The sequence below is a fragment of the Vibrio rotiferianus CAIM 577 = LMG 21460 genome (genome assembly GCF_002741985.1).
In the GTDB taxonomy this organism is placed as follows: domain Bacteria; phylum Pseudomonadota; class Gammaproteobacteria; order Enterobacterales; family Vibrionaceae; genus Vibrio; species Vibrio rotiferianus.
Window position 1 is genome coordinate 313,222 of sequence record NZ_APHW01000022.1, and the last position, 19,211, is coordinate 332,432.

Here is a 19,211-nt window from a genome sequence, read left to right on the forward strand (position 1 = left end):
AATAGATAAAAGAATAAAATGTATGTTTAGTTTCCGAGCGCTTTATCCAGTAGCGCTTTCAATTGCTGTGCTTCTTGCTTATCAAGTTTACGCATCAGTTGTTCAGAAATATCCTTATATACCACCTGTTCAAGGGACATTTCTGCGATCACTTCTTCCGTTAGCAAAACACGCTTTGAACGCGCATCTTCGTTACAAGCGATGCGTCTAACCAATCCCTTTTTCTCCAAACGAACCACCATATTTGAAGCTGAAGGTTTGGTGACTTGCAGCTCTTCAGCCAAGTCAGTAATACGCACACCTTCTGGATGAAGCTGAATCACTCGTAAGTAATCGAACTCATTAAAGCTCAAATGTGAAAGCGGATCTTCCTTGGCATAAACACGCCACGCTTTAGCGCAAAAACGCTCTAAATCAATCAGGCTTTTTTCTAATGCCACAGTAATTTGCCTATTTAGTTAGCAAGGCTAACTATTTTAGTGAAGCAGCCTAATTTCTTCAAGTACAAAAAAGCCGCTCTAGTTGAGCGGCTAAAAAACTATTGTTGCTGAGTACTTTCTGCTTTAATTTTTGCTAAACGTTCTTGCTGTAGCTTTTCGTAAATCTGAGTCAGCTCAACAAATGAATAGCGGTGTTCCACATACTCATAGACATTGAACGAAATCGCTAATTTATATAGCGATATAGCATCTGCTACATCACCCTCTAGTTGATAACGTTTGCCGAGATAGAAATAAGTTTCCGTTAAACGCTCTGCTAGGCGGTGATTCTCCCGCGTCCCTTCCATGATAGCTTTCAGTGCTGCGTCATCAGGCACATCTCTCAGCATAATGGCGACTAAAACCCAACCCCACTCTTCGCTAATATCGCGTTGATATCTTTGCTGTAGGTTTGCCTTCGCTAACTCTGGATTTTGCTCTGCTTCAATAATGTATAACCACAATGCTCGAAAAGGATCTTTAGGGTTCTCTTCGTAGTGCTTTGTCATATCTTCCATAGCAAGATCAATTCGACCACCATAGTACAAAGCAATCGCACGGTTACGTTCCGCATAAGAGTTCTCTGGCGCAAGCTCTAATGTTGAATCAAATGCTTCATAAGCCGCGTCGAACTCACCTAGCTGAGTAAAGTAAACGCCAAGCAGATTGAATATATCTGGCTGAGCAGGATTTAGCTGTAGTGACTGATTAAAATCAAGGCGAGCGAGATCTCTCAAACCAACGCTATCGTAGTAACTCCCGCGCTCATAATGCATTTTAGCTCGCACTTCATCACTAAGATCTGGTCGTTGTAATAACTGAGATAGCCGTGCGATCTGAACCTCTTGCTGTACGCTAGGCTGCAATGGCACAGCCATCGGTGGATATACCCACTGCTGAGAGGTTTGTTGAGAAGTGCTAGCGCACCCCGTCAATGCAATTGCGATACATAAACTTGCGGTTTGAAACCATTTCACTAATTGATACTCCTGTTTGGACCGCCTTTAACTCACGATGTATTAATGCACTATAGGATATTTCTGCCCATCAAATACAATTAAAAATAGCAAGTTAAAAAAAGGGGAGCGAAAATGCTCCCCTTTTATAGCACGTTTTCAGGCCGTTAATCTAATAAAAGACCAAAGCCCAAATCAGTATTACTCGTCTTTAGCAGCAGGTGCTTCAGCAGCTTCTTCAGCTGGCTTTTCTACCGCTTCTTTCATGCTTAGACGTACACGACCTTGGCGGTCGATTTCAAGAACTTTAACTTGAACTTCTTGACCTTCAGTTAGGTAATCAGACACTTTCTCAACACGCTTTTCAGCAATTTGAGAGATGTGTACTAGACCATCTTTACCAGGAAGAATAGTAACGAATGCACCGAAGTCAGCTAGGCGAGCAACTTTACCTGTGTAGATACGACCCACTTCAACTTCTGCAGTGATCTCTTCGATACGACGGATTGCTTCTTTCGCAGCTGTACCTTCAGTTGCAGCAATCTTAATTGTACCGTCGTCTTCGATTTCGATAGTTGTACCTGTCTCTTCAGTTAGAGCACGGATAACTGCACCACCTTTACCGATAACGTCTTTGATCTTCTCTGCGCTGATCTTCATTGTGTGAATACGCGGAGCGAACTCAGAGATATCTTCACGAGCACCAGAGATAGCTTCATCCATTACAGATAGGATGTGCTTACGTGCACCTTGCGCTTGGTTAAGAGCAATTTGCATGATCTCTTTAGTGATACCTTCGATCTTGATATCCATCTGAAGTGCAGTGATACCGTCGTTAGTACCTGCTACTTTAAAGTCCATGTCACCTAGGTGGTCTTCGTCACCAAGGATGTCAGAAAGAACAACGAAGTCGTCGCCTTCTTTAACTAGACCCATTGCGATACCCGCAACAGAAGCTTTAATTGGAACACCAGCATCCATAAGTGCTAGAGAAGTACCACATACAGAAGCCATTGAAGAAGAACCGTTAGATTCTGTGATTTCTGATACTACACGTACTGTGTATGGGAACTCATCTACAGATGGCATTACTGCAGCAATACCACGCTTAGCTAGTTTACCGTGGCCGATTTCACGACGCTTAGGAGAACCTACAAAACCAGTTTCGCCTACACAGTATGGAGGGAAGTTGTAGTGTAGTAGGAAGTGATCTTTACGCTCACCTGTTAGCTCGTCGATGATTTGAGCATCGCGCTGCGTACCTAGTGTCGCAGTTACGATTGCCTGAGTTTCACCACGAGTGAATAGTGAAGAACCGTGAGTACGTGGAAGAACGCCAGTACGTACGTCAAGCGCACGAACCATGTCTTTTTCACGACCATCGATACGTGGGTTACCAGCGATGATGCTACGACGAACAACTGTCTTCTCTAGATCGTGGAAGATAGTGTGGATTTCTTTTGTGTTTGCTTCTGGATCTTCAGCAAGCAGCACTTCGTTTACTTCAGCAGCAATCGTGTGAATACGGTCGTAACGAGCCATCTTCTCAGTGATTTGGTAAGCTTCAACAAGCTTAGTTTCTGCAAGTTCAGCGATCTTAGTTACAAGCGCTGTGTTCTCAGCAGGAGCAACCCAATCCCAAGCTGGAGTTGCTACTTCAGCTGCGAATTCGTTGATTGCAGAGATAACTGCTTGCTGTTGATCGTGACCGAATACAACTGCAGAAAGCATCTCTTCTTCTGTTAGGTTGTCTGCTTCAGACTCAACCATAAGAACAGCGCCTTCAGTACCAGCAACAACTAGGTCTAGTTTAGACGTCTCTAGTTCAGTGTTGCTTGGGTTCAGTACTAGTTGACCATCAACATGACCAACACGTGCTGCGCCGATAGGACCGTTGAACGGAATACCAGAGATAGCAAGAGCAGCAGAAGTACCGATCATTGTTACGATGTCTGGTTGAACGTCAGGGTTTACAGACATAACTGTCGCGATAACCTGAACTTCGTTTTTGAATGCATCCGGGAATAGAGGGCGAATTGGACGGTCGATTAGACGAGCAGTCAGTGTTTCACCTTCAGATGGACGACCTTCACGCTTGAAGAAGCCACCAGGGATTTTACCTGCAGCGTAAGTACGCTCTTGGTAGTTAACTGTTAGAGGGAAGAAGTCTTGACCTTCTACCGCTTCTTTTTTACCAACTACAGATACGAATACTGATGTATCGTCCATAGTAACCATAACTGCTGCAGTAGCTTGACGTGCAATAACGCCAGTTTCTAGAGTAACTGTGTGGTTACCGTACTGGAACGTTTTAACAACTGGTTTTTCGAACATTGTTATTCCTTGTTTCCAAGCGCATCGAGTGATTTGCTCAGAGAGTATTGATTGATACCCAAGGCATTACGAATCGCGACTAGTAAAAACAAACTGATTAGGTATTCAGTTCACTTTTAATAGTCGCGACCTTTTGGTCGACGTTGTGACTGTAATGCAATGAGCTACTTTGGATATAAAACTCCGATCGTGGAATTTTACCGTGCGTAGTATAACGACTTAAATAGGATTTGGCTAAGCTATAGCAATTAAATTAAGTAGCGGGCAACAAAAAAGGGGCTAAAAGCCCCTTTTTCGACAAACTGTTCTATGCAGCCGCTGATTAGCGACGTAGGCCTAGACGCTTGATTAGATCTTGGTAACGAGAAAGGTTTTTACCTTTCAGGTAGTCAAGAAGCTTACGACGGCGAGAAACCATACGTAGAAGACCACGACGGCTGTGGTGATCGCCTTTGTGCGCTTTGAAGTGACCTTGTAGGTGGTTGATAGAAGCTGTAAGTAGAGCTACTTGAACTTCTGGTGAACCAGTGTCGCCTTCGCCTTGTGCGTATTCTGCAACGATTGCTGCTTTAGTTTCTGCATTCAGAGACATAATTCTCTCCTAATAAGAGTAGGTTTAAAGTTGTAGCAGCCAATCTCTGATTCAGCCGCTACGCGAAGCGCGAATTATAGGGAAGTTTCCTTATACGCGCAATATAAAAATACCGGCGATTTCGCCGGTATTTTCAATTCACAGACAAGCCTATGCTTCGTCGCGGAACACCACCAAACGTTTTGGTGCTACTTTTCCATCGTCGTTCACTTCTGCAACACCAATAAAGAGCTTGTCTTCACCGGAGGTCATGCGAATTGGTGTGCCTTCCGGAGCCCCAAACACTTGGACTGGCATGCCGTGCTGTACTAGGTTAGTCAGCTCAGCGTTGAGATTTACCTCTGGCAAGTCTTCTACTGCGGTATCCATTGGCAACAACAGTGGATCAAGCAACTCTTTAGGCGCTACTTCGTCACGATGCGCTTGCTCTAGCAGCTCATTAAGTTGCTCTAGCGTCACCATTTTTTCGTACGGGTATTTAGCAACACCAGTACGACGAAGCATTGTCACGTGTGCGCCACAACCAAGCATTTCACCTAGGTCATCAACGATAGTACGAATGTAAGTGCCTTTCGAGCAATGCACTTCCATCTCAACTTCGTCACCTTCAAAGCGGTGAAGCACGATCTCATATACCGTGATCTTACGAGATTCACGCGGTACTTCAATGCCTTTACGAGCGTACTCGTACAGCGGCTTACCTTGGTATTTCAATGCTGAGAACATTGAAGGTACTTGGTCTGATTCACCACGGAACGTATCAATGCACGCTTCTAGCTTCTCTAGATTCACGTCAATAGGACGCGTCTCTACCACTTCGCCATCAGAGTCAGACGTATCAGTACGCTCACCAAGCTTTGCGATTACGCGGTAGCGCTTGTCTGAATCCAACAAGAACTGAGAGAACTTGGTTGCTTCGCCTAAGCAGATTGGCAACATGCCCGTCGCTAGTGGGTCCAATGCACCGGTATGACCCGCTTTCTCAGCAAAGTAGATACGTTTTACTTTTTGCAGTGCATCATTGGAAGAAATACCTGTTGGTTTATCCAACAAGATAACGCCATTAATTGGACGACCTTTACGACGACGAGCCATTACTCTTCCCCTGCCTGATCTTCTTCGCGACCTGAATCTTGTTGCTTGCGTTTATCTTCGCTAACCACTTCAGAAACTAGGTTCGACATGCGCATACCTTCTACTAGCGTGTTGTCGTAGTAGAAACGGATTTCAGGAGTCAAACGTAGGCGAATACGCTTGCCTAGCATCATACGGATGTGCACTTCGTGTTCACGTAGTGCCGCAAGGCATGACTCTGGTGTTTGCTCACCCACACATAGGAAAGTAACGAATACTTTTGCGTAAGCAAGGTCGCGTGACACTTCTACATCTGAAATCGTAACCATGCCTAGGCGAGAGTCACGAACTTCACGTTGAAGGATCATCGCAAGTTCTTTTTGCAGCTGCTGTGATACGCGCTGCGTGCGGCTAAATTCTTTTGACATATTCATTCTCTTAAATAGAAAGAATGGGGGGGATGGTCAAGCCAGCCCCCCATGGTGTATTCAACAACCAATTACTATTTGTCTTTCAGACGGTTAGTAATTTTAGTCAATTAGTCTAGAGTACGTTTGATTTCAACGATTTCGAATACTTCGATCTGGTCGCCTACGCGAACGTCGTTGTAGTTCTTAACGCCGATACCACACTCGTAACCATTCTTAACTTCTTGAACGTCATCTTTAAAGCGACGTAGTGACTCTAGTTCACCTTCGTAGATAACAACGTTATCGCGTAGTACGCGGATTGGGTTGCTACGCTTAATCAGACCTTCAGTAACCATACAACCAGCGATTGCGCCCAGTTTAGGTGACTTAAATACGTCACGTACTTCAGCAAGACCAATGATCTCTTGCTTGAATTCTGGAGCAAGCATACCGCCCATTGCTTGTTTAACTTCGTCAATCAATTGGTAAATGATTGAGTAGTAACGTAGATCAACGCTTGCAGCTTCAATCGCACGACGAGCAGATGCATCAGCACGTACGTTAAAGCCAAGGATGATTGCGTTAGAAGCTTCTGCAAGAACTGCATCAGTTTCTGTAATACCACCAACACCAGAACCAACGATGTTTACTTTCACTTCGTCAGTTGACAGTTTCAGTAGTGAGTCAGCAATTGCTTCCACAGAACCTTGTACGTCTGCTTTAAGAACTACGTTTAGTTCAGCAACTTCACCAGCAGTCATGTTAGAGAACATGTTCTCTAGTTTAGATTTCTGCTGACGAGCAAGTTTCACTTCACGGAACTTACCAGCACGGTAGTTCGCTACTTCACGTGCTTTACGCTCGTCACGTACTACTGTTGCTTCATCACCTGAAGAAGGTACGCCTGAAAGACCTAGGATCTCTACAGGGATAGATGGACCAGCTACTGTGATTTCTTTACCTAGTTCGTCACGCATCGCACGAACGCGGCCGTATTCTTGACCACAAAGAACGATGTCGCCTTTGTTTAGCGTACCAGATTGAACTAGTACTGTTGCTACTGGACCACGACCTTTATCTAGGCGAGATTCAACAACAACACCAGACGCCATACCTTCTGCTACAGCTGTAAGTTCTAGAACTTCAGACTGAAGAAGGATTGCTTCTAGAAGACCGTCGATGTTTGTACCCTGTTTAGCAGAGATGTGAACGAACATGTTCTCACCGCCCCATTCCTCAGGGATTACGTCGTATTGAGCTAGCTCATTCTTAACGTTGTCTGGGTTCGCGTCTTCTTTATCGATCTTGTTCACAGCAACGATTAGTGGAACGCCTGCCGCTTTCGCGTGCTGGATCGCTTCAACTGTTTGTGGCATTACGCCATCGTCTGCAGCTACTACTAGAACTACGATATCTGTCGCTTGAGCACCGCGAGCACGCATTGCAGTAAACGCTGCGTGTCCAGGAGTATCAAGGAACGTGATCATGCCGTTGTCAGTTTCAACGTGGTAAGCACCGATGTGCTGTGTAATACCACCCGCTTCACCTGAAGCAACGTGTGTACGACGAATGTAGTCAAGTGTTGACGTTTTACCGTGGTCAACGTGACCCATGATAGTTACAACTGGAGCACGTGGTACTGCTTCTGCGTTTGTATCGCGGTCAGATAGTACTGCTTCTTCCAGTTCGTTCTCTTTACGAAGAACTACCTTGTGACCCATTTCTTCAGCAACAAGTTGTGCTGTTTCTTGGTCGATCACTTGGTTGATAGTCGCCATAGCGCCCATCTTCATCATTACTTTGATAACTTCTGTCGCTTTAACCGACATCTTGTTAGCAAGTTCAGAAAGAACGATTGTCTCACCAATCACTACGTCTTGTTTCGCTACAGTCGCAGACTTGTCGAAACCGTGCTGCATAGAAGTTGGCTTAGCAAGTTTGCCTTTGTTACGGCCCTTACCACCACGTTGGTTACGACCACCACGTGATTGATCGTCTCTAGCAGGCTTCTTCTTCTTACGGCGAGCACCACCTTCTTCTTTGCGATCAGCTGCATCTTCAGCTTCACGAGCGTATGTAGAAGTGGTTACATGGTAATCAGAGTTTTCAAGTTCTTTCTTCTTAGACTCTTCTTCCGACCAACGAGCTTCGTTCTCTTCTGCAAGTTTACGAGCTTCTTCAACAAGCTTAGCCGCTTCTTGCTCAGCTTTACGTTGGGCTTCTTCTTCCTGACGACGCTTTAGCTCGTCAGCTTCTTTCTTCGCTTGCGTATTAACATCCGCATTTTTTGCATTCATTTCTTTCTTAGCCTTTTCAGCTTGTGCGCGTTTTGCCTTTTCTTCAGCTTCACGTTTTGCATCCGCTTCACGTTTTGCTTTTTCTTCGGCTTCGCGCTGTGCTTTCTCTGCAGCTTCACGTTTGACTTGTTCTTCAGCCTCACGCTTCGCAAGCTCTTCAGCTTCACGTTTTGCTGCTTCCTCAGCCTCACGTTTTGCGTCGTCTTCGATAGTGCTGCGCTTCACATATGTGCGCTTCTTACGCACTTCTACTTGAACATCCTTACTTTTGCCGCCACCTGCTGCAACACTTAATGTGCTACGAGTCTTACGTTGAAGCGTCAGTCTAGTAGGTTCAGATTCGCCCGACGTATCGCCGTGCTCTTTCTTCAGGTGAGAGAGAAGCTTCTGCTTCTCCTCATCCGAGACATGGTCAGAACTCGCTTTGTTCATGCCTGCGTCAGCAAGTTGTTCCATTAAGCGGTCGACTGGAGTACCAATCTCTTCACTCAGTGCTTTAACTGTTAATTGTGTCATGCCGCTTCCTCCTTGCTGATATTATGCTTCTTCGCCGAACCAACAGATGTTACGCGCAGCCATAATAAGCTCACCTGCACGCTCTTCTGTTAGGCCATCAATACCTTCTAAATCATCGATACCTTGGTCAGCTAAGTCTTCTAGTGTTGCCACGCCTTTCGCTGCTAGTTTGAACGCCATTTCGCGCTCTAGACCTTCAAGACCTAGTAGATCTTCAGCAGGCTCTAGACCTTCAAATGACTCTTCTTGCGCTAGAGCGATTGTCGTTAGTGCGTCTTTCGCACGGCTACGAAGTTCTTCTACAAGCTCTTCGTTCAGGCCGTCAACTTCTAGTAGTTCGTTAACTGGAACGTACGCAACTTCTTCTAGCGTTGAGAAACCCTCTTCAACAAGCAGTTGAGCGAAGTCTTCTTCAATGTCTAGGTACTTCATGAAGTTTTCGATAGATGCTTGAGACTCTTCAGCATGCTTCTTCTGAAGGTCCGCCACTGTCATTACGTTTAGTTCCCAACCAGTCAGTTGAGATGCTAGACGTACGTTTTGACCGTTACGACCGATAGCTTGTGCTAGGTTGTCTGCCTCAACAGCAATGTCCATTGAGTGTGCATCTTCATCAACAATGATAGAAGCAACATCAGCTGGTGCCATTGCGTTGATTACGAATTGAGCTGGGTTATCGTCCCAAAGAACGATATCAATACGCTCACCACCAAGCTCACCAGATACTGCTTGTACACGTGCACCACGCATACCAACACACGCACCTACAGGGTCGATACGTTTGTCGTTTGTTTTAACAGCGATCTTAGCGCGAGAACCTGGGTCACGTGCAGCACCTTTAAGTTCGATGATTTCTTCAGCGATTTCTGGCACTTCTACACGGAACAATTCAGCCAACATTTCTGGCTTAGAACGTGTAATGAAAAGTTGGAAACCACGAGCTTCTGGAGCAACTTTGTAAAGAAGGCCACGAACACGGTCACCTGGACGGAAGTTTTCACGAGGAAGTTGGTCATCACGAAGGATTACCGCTTCTGCGTTGTTACCTAGGTCAAGAACGATCGTCTCACGGTTTACTTTCTTAACAGCACCAGTGATAAGATCACCTTCGTTGTCAATGAACTGTTCTACGATCTGTGCGCGCTCTGCTTCACGTACTTTTTGCACGATAACTTGCTTTGCAGTTTGCGTTGTAATTCGATCGAATGTAACAGAAGGGATATCGTCTTCTACGAAATCACCTAGCTGAAGCTCTGGATCTTCATACTGTGCTGCTTCGAGTGAGATTTCTTTTGTTGGGTTTTCAACGTCTTCTACGATCAACCAACGGCGGAATGTTTCAAACTCACCCGTTTTACGGTCGATAGCTACACGTACATCAATTTCGATTTCGTATTTCTTCTTTGTAGAAGTCGCTAGAGCAATCTCAAGAGCTTCAAAGATACGCTCACGAGGTACCGCTTTTTCGTTCGATACCGCTTCTGCTACCGCTAAAATTTCTTTACTCATTGTATTTAGCCTCTAAGCTTCAAATTTTTTAGGGAACTAAAATTTAGGGATCAGGTTAGCTTTTGAAATGTTACTTAGAGCAAACTCTTCTTGTTGCCCCTCACAAGTAACTGCTATTGTTTCACCGTCTACGCTGTGGATAATACCTGTCCACTTGCGGCGGTTTGCAACAGCCATTTTCAATACGATGCTGACCTCGTGACCAATAAATTGCTCGTAATGTGCTGCTTTGAAAAGTGGTCTTTCTAAGCCTGGAGAAGAAACTTCTAGGCTGTAAGCAACAGAAATTGGATCTTCAACGTCTAATACCGCACTTACCTGATGGCTAACTTCTGCACAGGCATCTACGTTAATACCATTTTCATGGTCGATGTAGATACGTAACGTTGAGTGCGCACCCGCACGAATAAATTCTAATCCAACTAACTCGTAGCCTGTTGCCTCTACTGGAGCTTCAAGCATTTCAGTAAGTTGTCTTTCTAAACCAGTCATTTTAACCACTCCAGAAACAAAAAAAGGGCTCAGAGCCCAATCAAAAAACCAAGCAGTATCTGAGTAATTATAAAAACTCAGATAACAAAAAACCCCGAAAAGTCGGGGTTTTATGCTGCTGGACCCTGATACGTTAAGAATAGCGAAAAGTGCTTTTCTTAACTCACAGTGTGGTTAGCACTGTGCAAACTTGCCAATCGAGTCATTCTTTCCAACGAAAGAAGAGATTGGTTGCGGGGGCCGGATTTGAACCGACGACCTTCGGGTTATGAGCCCGACGAGCTACCAAGCTGCTCCACCCCGCGTCCGACTTGCTGAGCATTATACCGCCAAACAAGTGATTTACAAGTTTGTAAATTTATGGTGCCGAGAGAGGGACTCGAACCCTCACACCAAAGGCACTAGCACCTCATGCTAGCGTGTCTACCAATTTCACCATCTCGGCTACACAAACCTTACAGCTTATTGAGGAATTTCATCACCAGTTGGTGCTGGAACTTCACTCGCTGCATCATTAACTTGCTCTACAACTTGTTGTTGACCTAGTGTTGGATCAACCCATTGAGATTCTGTCTTATGTGTAGACATACGACCAAGTAGCAAGCTAACGATAAAGAATACTGTTGCTAAAATAGCAGTTGTTCGGGTTAGGAAATTACCTGAGCCACTTGCACCAAACACTGTGTTTGAAGCACCAGCACCGAACGAGGCTCCCATATCTGCGCCTTTACCTTGTTGAATCAACACAAGGCCAATCACACCAAGCGCTGCCAACAGGTAAATCACAAGTAGAACTGAAAACATTTTTTCCACCTATGTTCCAAATTGTTGAGCCAGCGCCGTTCATAAGTTCAAACAATGAGCATTACGAACAAGGCTAGCGACCTCCTGACTGGAGGCCGAGCAATACTAGCGAAAGCCAGCAACGCTGACAAGGGGAAATTGCCAAAAAAACAATGGCAAAAGCCCAAGCGGTCAAAAAAAGGGCAAAACTTACTCTTAATTCACCACATTAACCTAAGAAAACTTAACAGTTATCTTTGATTGCTTGAGCGATCTTTAACGCAGAACTCTGAACTAAGTCAGCATCTTCACCTTCAACCATCACCCTTAGTAAAGGCTCTGTGCCTGACTTACGCAGAAGAACACGGCCTTTTTCACCTAGTTCAGATTCTACTTCAGCCACTGCATCAAGCACGGCACTAGCCTCGAGGGGATTGCTATCACCTTCAAAACGTACATTTTCTAGCACTTGAGGGTACAAGGTCATACCTTGAGACAAATCATGTAGTGACATCTCACTGCCAACAATAGAAGCAAGCACCTGTAGTGCAGCTACGATAGCATCTCCGGTCGTAACCTTGTCCAGCAAAATCACGTGACCAGAGTTTTCTGCACCGATCTTCCACCCTTTTTCTAGCAAGCGCTCCATAACATAACGGTCACCGACTGCTGCACGCACGAATGGAATACCTAATTGCTTCAGACCATTTTCCATGCCTAGGTTGGTCATTAGTGTACCAACCACACCGCCTTTTAGTTCACCTCGGCGTAACGCATCACGTGCGATGATATAAGCAATCTGGTCACCGTCGACCTTGTTACCTAAATGGTCAACCATGATGATTCGGTCGCCATCACCATCGAACGCAAGGCCAAGATGAGCTTGCTCTTCTACAACACGTTTTTGTAATGCACGGACGTCTGTCGCACCGACTTCATCATTGATGTTAGTACCATTTGGTTCCACACCCATTGCAACAACATCTGCACCTAGCTCTTTGAATACGTTAGGAGCAATGTGGTAAGTTGCGCCGTGTGCACAGTCAACTACGATCTTCACATTGGCAAGACTAAGCTCTGATGGGAAAGTGCTCTTACAAAATTCAATATAACGACCTGCTGCATCATTTAGGCGAGTTGCTTTACCAAGCTCGGCAGATTCCACACATTCGATGTCTTTATCTAGCTCTGCTTCGATAGCCAATTCGATATCATCCGGAAGCTTAGTACCTTCAGATGAGAAAAACTTGATGCCGTTATCGTAGTATGGGTTGTGTGACGCTGAAATAACGATACCCGCTTCCGCTCGGAAGGTTTGCGTCAGATAAGCAACTGCCGGTGTTGGCATTGGACCGGTAAAGGTCGCTTTCAGACCAGCCGCAGCAAGACCCGCTTCTAACGCAGACTCAAGCATGTAGCCAGAAATACGCGTATCTTTACCAATAATAACTTTTTTAGTGCCTTGTTTCGCTAATACACGACCAGCCGCCCAGCCAAGCTTGAGTACAAAGTCAGGTGTAATTGGGTATTGACCCACTTTTCCACGCACACCATCGGTACCAAAGTAACGTCTTTTATCAGACATATAACGTTCCTTAATTCTTTTAGATATTGTTTTTCGTCATCTCAACAACTTTCATTGCTTCAATGGTTTCTTCGAAGTCATGAACTCGGATAATCTGAGCACCTTTCATCGCCGCAATGGTCGCACAAACCACGCTAGCGTTGGTGCATTCAGCTGCGGGTTTATCCAACAGCTTAAAGATCATCGATTTACGTGAAATGCCAGCCAAAATTGGCAGACCAAATTCGTGAAACTTCTCGAGATGAGCAAGCATATGATAATTGTGTTCAATTGTTTTGCCAAAGCCAAAACCTGGGTCGAGAATAAGTTGTGACTTATCAATACCGACCGCTTCACAAGCTGCAATACGCTCTTGGAGAAATGCCGCGACATCTTCCATCAGATCATCGTATTGAGGATTGGCCTGCATCGTACGTGGTTGGCCTTTCATGTGCATCAAGCAAATTGGCAAGTTTGCTTTCGCTGCCACTTCTAACGCCCCTGGCTCTTGAAGTGCGCGCACGTCGTTAATTAAGTCTGCCCCGGCCTCAATGGCTTGATGCATAACCTCAGCTTTACTAGTGTCAATAGAAATCCAAACATCATGTTTTTCACGGATCGCTTTGATCACGGGGACAACACGCTGTAATTCTTCTTCTAGTGAAACATCCGGGGCTCCAGGGCGAGTCGATTCTCCACCGATATCGATGATGCTGACACCAGCAGCAATCATTCTCTCAGCTTGAGCAAGTGCAAGTTCAAGTGAGTTGAACTTACCACCATCAGAAAATGAGTCAGGAGTGACATTGAGAATCGCCATAACATGCGGACGAGAAAGGTCGAGAGATTTGTTGTTTGCTTTAATAATCATAGCTTTAATAATCACAACATATACAAAAACCCCGAGCTTAACTCGGGGTTTATTATCAAAGGCTACTCTTTATTCAGAGTCTTTCTTTTCTGGCGCTTCGCTTGAAGTCGCTTCTTGAGATGACGGTTGCTCTACTGGTTTTGTAGACTCTTCCGACTTCTCTTCAGCTTTTGCTTCAGGTTTAGCCTGAGGCTTATCGTTGTCTTCTGGTTTGCTTGCAGGCTTATCACCCCAACCAGCAGGTTCACGAATCTCAGTCTTACGCTCCATCAAGTCTTCAATCTGGCCAGCATCAATGGTCTCATACTTCATTAGCGCATCTTTCATCGCATGCATGATGTCCATGTTGTCTTCCAAGATTTTCTTCGCACGGTCATAGTTACGGTCGATGATCTTACGAACTTCATCATCAATAAGTTTTGCCGTGTCATCAGACATGTGTTTAGTCTGAGTCACACTACGACCTAGGAACACTTCACCTTCTTCTTCCGCGTAAAGTAGCGGACCAAGTTTTTCAGAGAAGCCCCATTGCGTTACCATTTTACGCGCAATGTCTGTTGCACGTTCGATATCGTTAGAAGCACCTGTCGATACTTTGTCAGCACCGTAGATAAGCTCTTCCGCTAGACGGCCACCGTACAAGCTAGAAACCATAGATTCTAGGTGTTGGCGAGACATGCTCACGCGGTCTTGCTCTGGTAGGTACATCGTCACACCCAACGCACGACCACGTGGAATGATTGACACTTTGTACACTGGATCGTGTTCAGGAACCAAGCGACCAACAATTGCGTGACCCGCTTCGTGGTATGCTGTTGATTCTTTCACTTCTTCAGACATCACCATTGATCGGCGCTCTGCACCCATCATGATCTTGTCTTTTGCCAGTTCAAACTCAACCATAGAAACGTTGCGCTTGTTACCGCGTGCAGCGAATAGAGCCGCTTCGTTAACTAAGTTTGCTAGGTCAGCACCAGAGAAGCCTGGAGTACCACGTGCGATTAGAGAAGGCTCTACGTCACCCGCTAGAGGCACTTTACGCATGTGAACTTTTAGGATCTGCTCACGCCCACGTACGTCTGGAAGACCAACAACCACTTGACGGTCAAAACGGCCAGGACGCAATAGCGCAGGGTCAAGTACGTCAGGACGGTTAGTCGCAGCGATAACAATGATACCCTCGTTACCTTCAAAACCATCCATCTCTACAAGCATTTGGTTTAGTGTTTGTTCACGTTCATCGTGACCACCACCAACACCTGCACCACGTTGACGACCAACCGCATCGATCTCATCGATGAAGATGATACAAGGTGCTGCTTTCTTCGCTTGTTCAAACATGTCACGCACACGAGATGCACCAACACCAACGAACATTTCTACGAAGTCAGAACCAGAGATAGTAAAGAATGGTACTTTTGCTTCACCTGCAATGGCTTTCGCTAATAGCGTTTTACCAGTACCAGGAGGACCAACCATTAGAACACCCGTCGGAATCTTACCGCCCAATTTCTGGAAGCGGCTTGGATCACGTAGATAGTCCACCAGTTCTTTTACGTCTTCTTTTGCTTCGTCACAACCTGCAACATCCGCAAAAGTTGTCTTGATTTGTTCTTCGCTCATCATGCGAGCTTTACTCTTACCGAAAGACATAGCGCCTTTACCGCCGCCGCCTTGCATTTGACGCATGAAGAAAATCCATACACCAATCAGTAAGATCATTGGGAACCAAGAAATGAAAATCGTGCCAAGTAGGCTTTGCTCTTCAGGAGGCGTACCTTGCACTTTCACGTTTTGGTTAATTAGGTCATCTAGAAGCTTCTGATCATACACTGGCATGTAAGTGACCATTTTGGCACCACCGCCACGACGAACGAAACTAATTTCACCGTCTTTAAAAGTTGCTTCTTGAATCTGGCCTTGGCCAACTTCCTGTACAAACGTGGTGTAATCCACGGTTCTGCCATTGCTCTCTCCAGGGCCAAAGCTCTGGAATACCGACATCAACACGACAGCGATAACAAGCCACAGAATTAAATTTTTTGCCATGTCACTCAAGGTGTCAGCCTCTCGATAACTAATTGTAATTAAAGGTAGGGTACTACAGTTTATAAGCTGTAGCTATAGTGTTAACCATGCTCTAAACGAGCGAAATAGTTAACCTTTGTAACCAGTGGCTACAACAAAGACCTCTCGTGAGCGAGCTCGCGATGAGTCTGGTTTTCTGATTTTTACGACTTTAAACATGTCTCGGACTTCTTTCACAAATTGATCGAAGCCTTCACCCTGGAAAACCTTTACGACAAAGCTACCATTAGGTGCTAGAACTTGTCGACACATATCTAAAGCCAATTCAACTAAATACATAGCTCTCGGCTGATCTACAGAGTTGTTACCAGCAATATTAGGCGCCATATCAGACATTACTACGTCAACCATCGAAGGTTGGATTCGTTCTAATAAAGCATCTAAGACCGCCTCATCTCTAAAGTCTCCTTGCAGGAAGCTTACACCAGCGATTGGATCCATAGGTAGCAAGTCACACGCGATGATTTGACCTTCTTCACCTATTATCTTAGCAGCATATTGAGACCATCCGCCTGGAGCCGCGCCTAAATCGACAACAGTCATCCCAGGTTTCAACAATTTATCTTTTGTTTGGATCTCGTCTATCTTGAAGTAAGCACGTGAACGGTAGCCTTTCTTACGAGCTTCATTTGCATACTTATCATCAAAGTGTTCTTTCAACCAACGACCAGAACTAGCCGAATGTTTTTGTTTACTCATTTTAATCCCAACAAGGCGTAATTAGGAGCTATTGTTCTAATAGGCTCAACCTATTACTCAATAAATTATAGTCTTCAGCAATAGATGGCGTTAAAATAGCTTTTTTCAACCCTTATTTTAAAGAAAATTGGCCGCGTAATGAACCTAAGCACCAAACAAAAGCAGCACCTAAAAGGCCTGGCTCACAGTTTAAAACCTGTTGTGCTAATGGGCGCAAATGGACTTACAGAAGCCGTGCTAGCAGAAATTGAAATCGCTCTGAACCACCACGAACTGATCAAGATTAAAGTTGCATCAGAAGACCGTGAAACAAAGCAGCTAATCATTGATGCTATTGTGCGTGAAACTGGCGCAGAAAAAGTACAAGTTATTGGTAAAACACTTGTCCTATACCGTCAATCTGAAGAACGTAAGATCGAAATTCCACGCAAGTAATTTCAGTTCTTAGCTTCAGAAAAAAAGGTCGCTTAATGCGACCTTTTTTGTATTTAAGCAACAGTATTAGACGTACTCTACGCTGTCGATTTCAAAGTCTTTAGCACCGCCAGGGGTCTGAATCACGACTTCGTCACCTTCCATCTTACCGATCAAGCCGCGGGCAATCGGTGAACTAATAGAAATACGACCCGCTTTGATATCCGCTTCGTCATCACCAACGATTTGGTAAGTTTTCTCATCTTCTGTATCACAATCGATCAGGGTAACTGTCGAACCAAAGATAACCTTACCAGTGTTATCCATTTTCGTTACATCAATCACTTGAGCAACAGACAGCTTGTACTCAATATCACGAATCTGCGCTTCACAGATGCCTTGCTCTTCGCGTGCTGCGTGATACTCCGCATTTTCCTTTAAATCACCTAGTTCACGAGCCTCTGCGATCGCTTCAGATATTTGAGGGCGAAGCTTAAGTAGACGATCTAGTTCTGTGCGCAGGAGTTGTTCACCACGCAGTGTCATTGGAACTTTTTCCATTATATAACCTCAAGGCCAAAGGGTTCTTTGGACAAAAAAAACCTACCCAATCTAAAAGATTAGGTAGTGAGTTAATTGATGCATTTCTTCTAGTTTAAACAAACTCTAGGGTGAAATCACCCTAATTTAAAAACCGTCGAAATAACGTGATGTAATGCACTTAAATGCAGCAAACTTAGTTTCGAGACACATCTCAAATTATTGAAAAACAACTAGCTAGCCACACACAAAAACATCAAAAAAGATAAAAACAAATCAATGTCAGAACCAAGAAAACTACGACATATCCAATAAAATACAACAACTTAAATTATAAAAACCGACAATCGAACAGTGTTCATCAGTTCAATTTATATCATTTTACTAACTCATAATGAAACTTTAGCAGTAAAACATGTCCGGCAAGTTATTACGTCATAGTGTTTTCGAAAGTGAAGTTTTCTCACAAATGAAACTATACGCATAACAGTAACTTGTGAGAGATTACCTCTCCCCCATAAAACAATGATTATGGACAGCTAACTAGGACAAATAAGATGAAAAAGACTCTAATTGCTCTTTCTGTATCTGCAGCAGCTATGGCAACTGGCGTTAACGCAGCTGAACTTTACAACCAAGACGGCACTTCTCTAGAAATGGGCGGCCGCGCTGAAGCACGTCTATCTATGAAAGATGGCGATGTAGCAGACAAATCTCGCATCCGTCTAAACTTCCTTGGTACACAAGCGATCAACGACAACCTATACGGCGTTGGTTTCTGGGAAGGCGAATTCACTACTTCTGATGAAGGTAAAGTAGACAACAACAGCAGCGATCTAACTACTCGTTACGCATACGCTGGTCTAGGTGGCGCATTCGGTGAAGTGACTTACGGTAAAAACGACGGTGCACTAGGCGTTATCACTGACTTCACAGATATCATGGCATACGCTGGTAACTCAGCAGCAGACAAGCTAGCTGTAGCAGACCGTGCAGACAACATGCTTGCTTACAAAGGTCAATTCGAAAACCTAGCTGTTAAAGCAAGCTACCGTTTCGCTGACCGTATCGAAAACACTGCTGGTACTGAGTACACAGACAACGGTGAAGACGGTTACTCTCTATCTGCAATCTACGCTTTCGCAGACACAGGTCTTGAGCTAGGTGCTGGTTACGCAGATCAAGATAAAGCTAACGAGTACATGCTAGCTGCATCTTACACAATGTCTGATCTTTACTTCGCAGGTGTATTCACTGACGGCGAGAAAATGGAAGACCTAAACAACCGTAACACAGTTGATTACACTGGTTACGAGCTAGCGGGTGCTTACACTCTAGGTCAAACAGTGTTTACTTCTACGTACAACAACGCAGAAACAAACAATGAAACTTCTGCAAACAACTTCGCTATTGATGCGTCTTACTACTTCAAGCCTAACTTCCGTGGTTACGTATCTTACAACTTCAACCTGATTGACGCAGGTGACAAGTTTGGTTCAACTGACACTAGCAAAACAGTTGCAACTAAGATCGATGCTGAAGACGAGCTAGCTCTAGGTCTACGCTACGACTTCTAATTGAGTCTTTAGACTT

17 protein-coding genes and 2 tRNA genes are annotated in these 19,211 nt (G+C 44.7%); 2 read left to right on the top strand and 17 right to left on the bottom strand.

All coding sequences use genetic code 11. The annotated features are described in order from the left end of the window. Nucleotides 1-26: 26 nt before the first annotated feature. The 16 genes from B853_RS11915 to rlmE form a co-directional block, all read right to left on the bottom strand. Complete coding sequence (locus B853_RS11915) at nucleotides 27-440, bottom strand: MarR family winged helix-turn-helix transcriptional regulator (protein ID WP_010450050.1); 414 nt, start codon at nucleotides 438-440, stop codon at nucleotides 27-29. Nucleotides 441-538: 98 nt separating this feature from the next. Then, the gene (gene nlpI / locus B853_RS11920) at nucleotides 539-1,456 is read right to left on the bottom strand and encodes a lipoprotein NlpI (protein WP_038883862.1); all 918 of its coding nucleotides are present in this window, start codon (nucleotides 1,454-1,456) and stop codon (nucleotides 539-541) included. A gap of 180 nt (nucleotides 1,457-1,636) precedes the next feature. Further along, nucleotides 1,637-3,769 (bottom strand): polyribonucleotide nucleotidyltransferase, encoded by a 2,133-nt coding sequence (gene pnp, locus B853_RS11925; protein WP_038883865.1) that lies wholly within the window; start codon nucleotides 3,767-3,769, stop codon nucleotides 1,637-1,639. Between the two features lie 322 nt (nucleotides 3,770-4,091). Next, entirely contained in the window at nucleotides 4,092-4,361 is a 270-nt protein-coding gene (gene rpsO / locus B853_RS11930; RefSeq protein ID WP_010450057.1) for a 30S ribosomal protein S15, read from the bottom strand. Nucleotides 4,362-4,511: 150 nt separating this feature from the next. Next, nucleotides 4,512-5,456 carry a tRNA pseudouridine(55) synthase TruB gene (gene truB / locus B853_RS11935; RefSeq protein ID WP_010450060.1) on the bottom strand — a complete coding sequence of 315 codons (945 nt, stop codon included), beginning with the start codon at nucleotides 5,454-5,456 and terminating at the stop codon, nucleotides 4,512-4,514. Next, nucleotides 5,456-5,863: a 30S ribosome-binding factor RbfA gene (rbfA, locus tag B853_RS11940; protein WP_005449148.1), complete on the bottom strand. Its 408-nt coding sequence runs from the start codon at nucleotides 5,861-5,863 to the stop codon at nucleotides 5,456-5,458. Before rbfA ends, truB begins: the two co-directional genes overlap by 1 nt. Before the next feature lie 110 nt (nucleotides 5,864-5,973). Next, nucleotides 5,974-8,658: a translation initiation factor IF-2 gene (infB, locus tag B853_RS11945; RefSeq protein ID WP_038883867.1), complete on the bottom strand. Its 2,685-nt coding sequence runs from the start codon at nucleotides 8,656-8,658 to the stop codon at nucleotides 5,974-5,976. A 21-nt stretch (nucleotides 8,659-8,679) separates the two neighbouring features. After that, complete coding sequence (gene nusA / locus B853_RS11950; RefSeq protein ID WP_038883870.1) at nucleotides 8,680-10,167, bottom strand: transcription termination factor NusA; 1,488 nt, start codon at nucleotides 10,165-10,167, stop codon at nucleotides 8,680-8,682. 36 nt (nucleotides 10,168-10,203) lie between these two features. Then, nucleotides 10,204-10,659: a ribosome maturation factor RimP gene (rimP, locus tag B853_RS11955; RefSeq protein ID WP_038883871.1), complete on the bottom strand. Its 456-nt coding sequence runs from the start codon at nucleotides 10,657-10,659 to the stop codon at nucleotides 10,204-10,206. A 228-nt stretch (nucleotides 10,660-10,887) separates the two neighbouring features. Continuing rightward, nucleotides 10,888-10,964 (bottom strand) — tRNA-Met (locus tag B853_RS11960). A 56-nt stretch (nucleotides 10,965-11,020) separates the two neighbouring features. Continuing rightward, a tRNA-Leu gene (locus tag B853_RS11965) sits at nucleotides 11,021-11,104 on the bottom strand. A 17-nt stretch (nucleotides 11,105-11,121) separates the two neighbouring features. Beyond that, nucleotides 11,122-11,463 (bottom strand): preprotein translocase subunit SecG, encoded by a 342-nt coding sequence (gene secG / locus B853_RS11970; protein ID WP_010450072.1) that lies wholly within the window; start codon nucleotides 11,461-11,463, stop codon nucleotides 11,122-11,124. A gap of 223 nt (nucleotides 11,464-11,686) precedes the next feature. Then, nucleotides 11,687-13,027 carry a phosphoglucosamine mutase gene (gene glmM / locus B853_RS11980; protein WP_010450075.1) on the bottom strand — a complete coding sequence of 447 codons (1,341 nt, stop codon included), beginning with the start codon at nucleotides 13,025-13,027 and terminating at the stop codon, nucleotides 11,687-11,689. Nucleotides 13,028-13,046: 19 nt separating this feature from the next. After that, the gene (gene folP / locus B853_RS11985) at nucleotides 13,047-13,877 is read right to left on the bottom strand and encodes a dihydropteroate synthase (protein WP_038883898.1); all 831 of its coding nucleotides are present in this window, start codon (nucleotides 13,875-13,877) and stop codon (nucleotides 13,047-13,049) included. A gap of 69 nt (nucleotides 13,878-13,946) precedes the next feature. Beyond that, the gene (gene ftsH / locus B853_RS11990) at nucleotides 13,947-15,926 is read right to left on the bottom strand and encodes an ATP-dependent zinc metalloprotease FtsH (RefSeq protein WP_038883874.1); all 1,980 of its coding nucleotides are present in this window, start codon (nucleotides 15,924-15,926) and stop codon (nucleotides 13,947-13,949) included. 108 nt (nucleotides 15,927-16,034) lie between these two features. Further along, nucleotides 16,035-16,664: a 23S rRNA (uridine(2552)-2'-O)-methyltransferase RlmE gene (gene rlmE, locus B853_RS11995; RefSeq protein ID WP_010450082.1), complete on the bottom strand. Its 630-nt coding sequence runs from the start codon at nucleotides 16,662-16,664 to the stop codon at nucleotides 16,035-16,037. A gap of 138 nt (nucleotides 16,665-16,802) precedes the next feature. On the opposite strand from rlmE, the gene yhbY reads away from it, so the two are divergent. Next, nucleotides 16,803-17,099: a ribosome assembly RNA-binding protein YhbY gene (gene yhbY / locus B853_RS12000; protein ID WP_010450084.1), complete on the top strand. Its 297-nt coding sequence runs from the start codon at nucleotides 16,803-16,805 to the stop codon at nucleotides 17,097-17,099. A 66-nt stretch (nucleotides 17,100-17,165) separates the two neighbouring features. On the opposite strand, the gene greA is transcribed toward yhbY, so the two are convergent. Then, on the bottom strand, nucleotides 17,166-17,639 hold the full coding sequence (gene greA / locus B853_RS12005) for a transcription elongation factor GreA (RefSeq protein WP_010450086.1): 474 nt from the start codon (nucleotides 17,637-17,639) through the stop codon (nucleotides 17,166-17,168). 536 nt (nucleotides 17,640-18,175) lie between these two features. Between greA and B853_RS12010 the strand changes: the two genes are divergently transcribed. Beyond that, nucleotides 18,176-19,195 (top strand): porin, encoded by a 1,020-nt coding sequence (locus B853_RS12010; protein WP_038883875.1) that lies wholly within the window; start codon nucleotides 18,176-18,178, stop codon nucleotides 19,193-19,195. Nucleotides 19,196-19,211 lie beyond the last annotated feature (16 nt).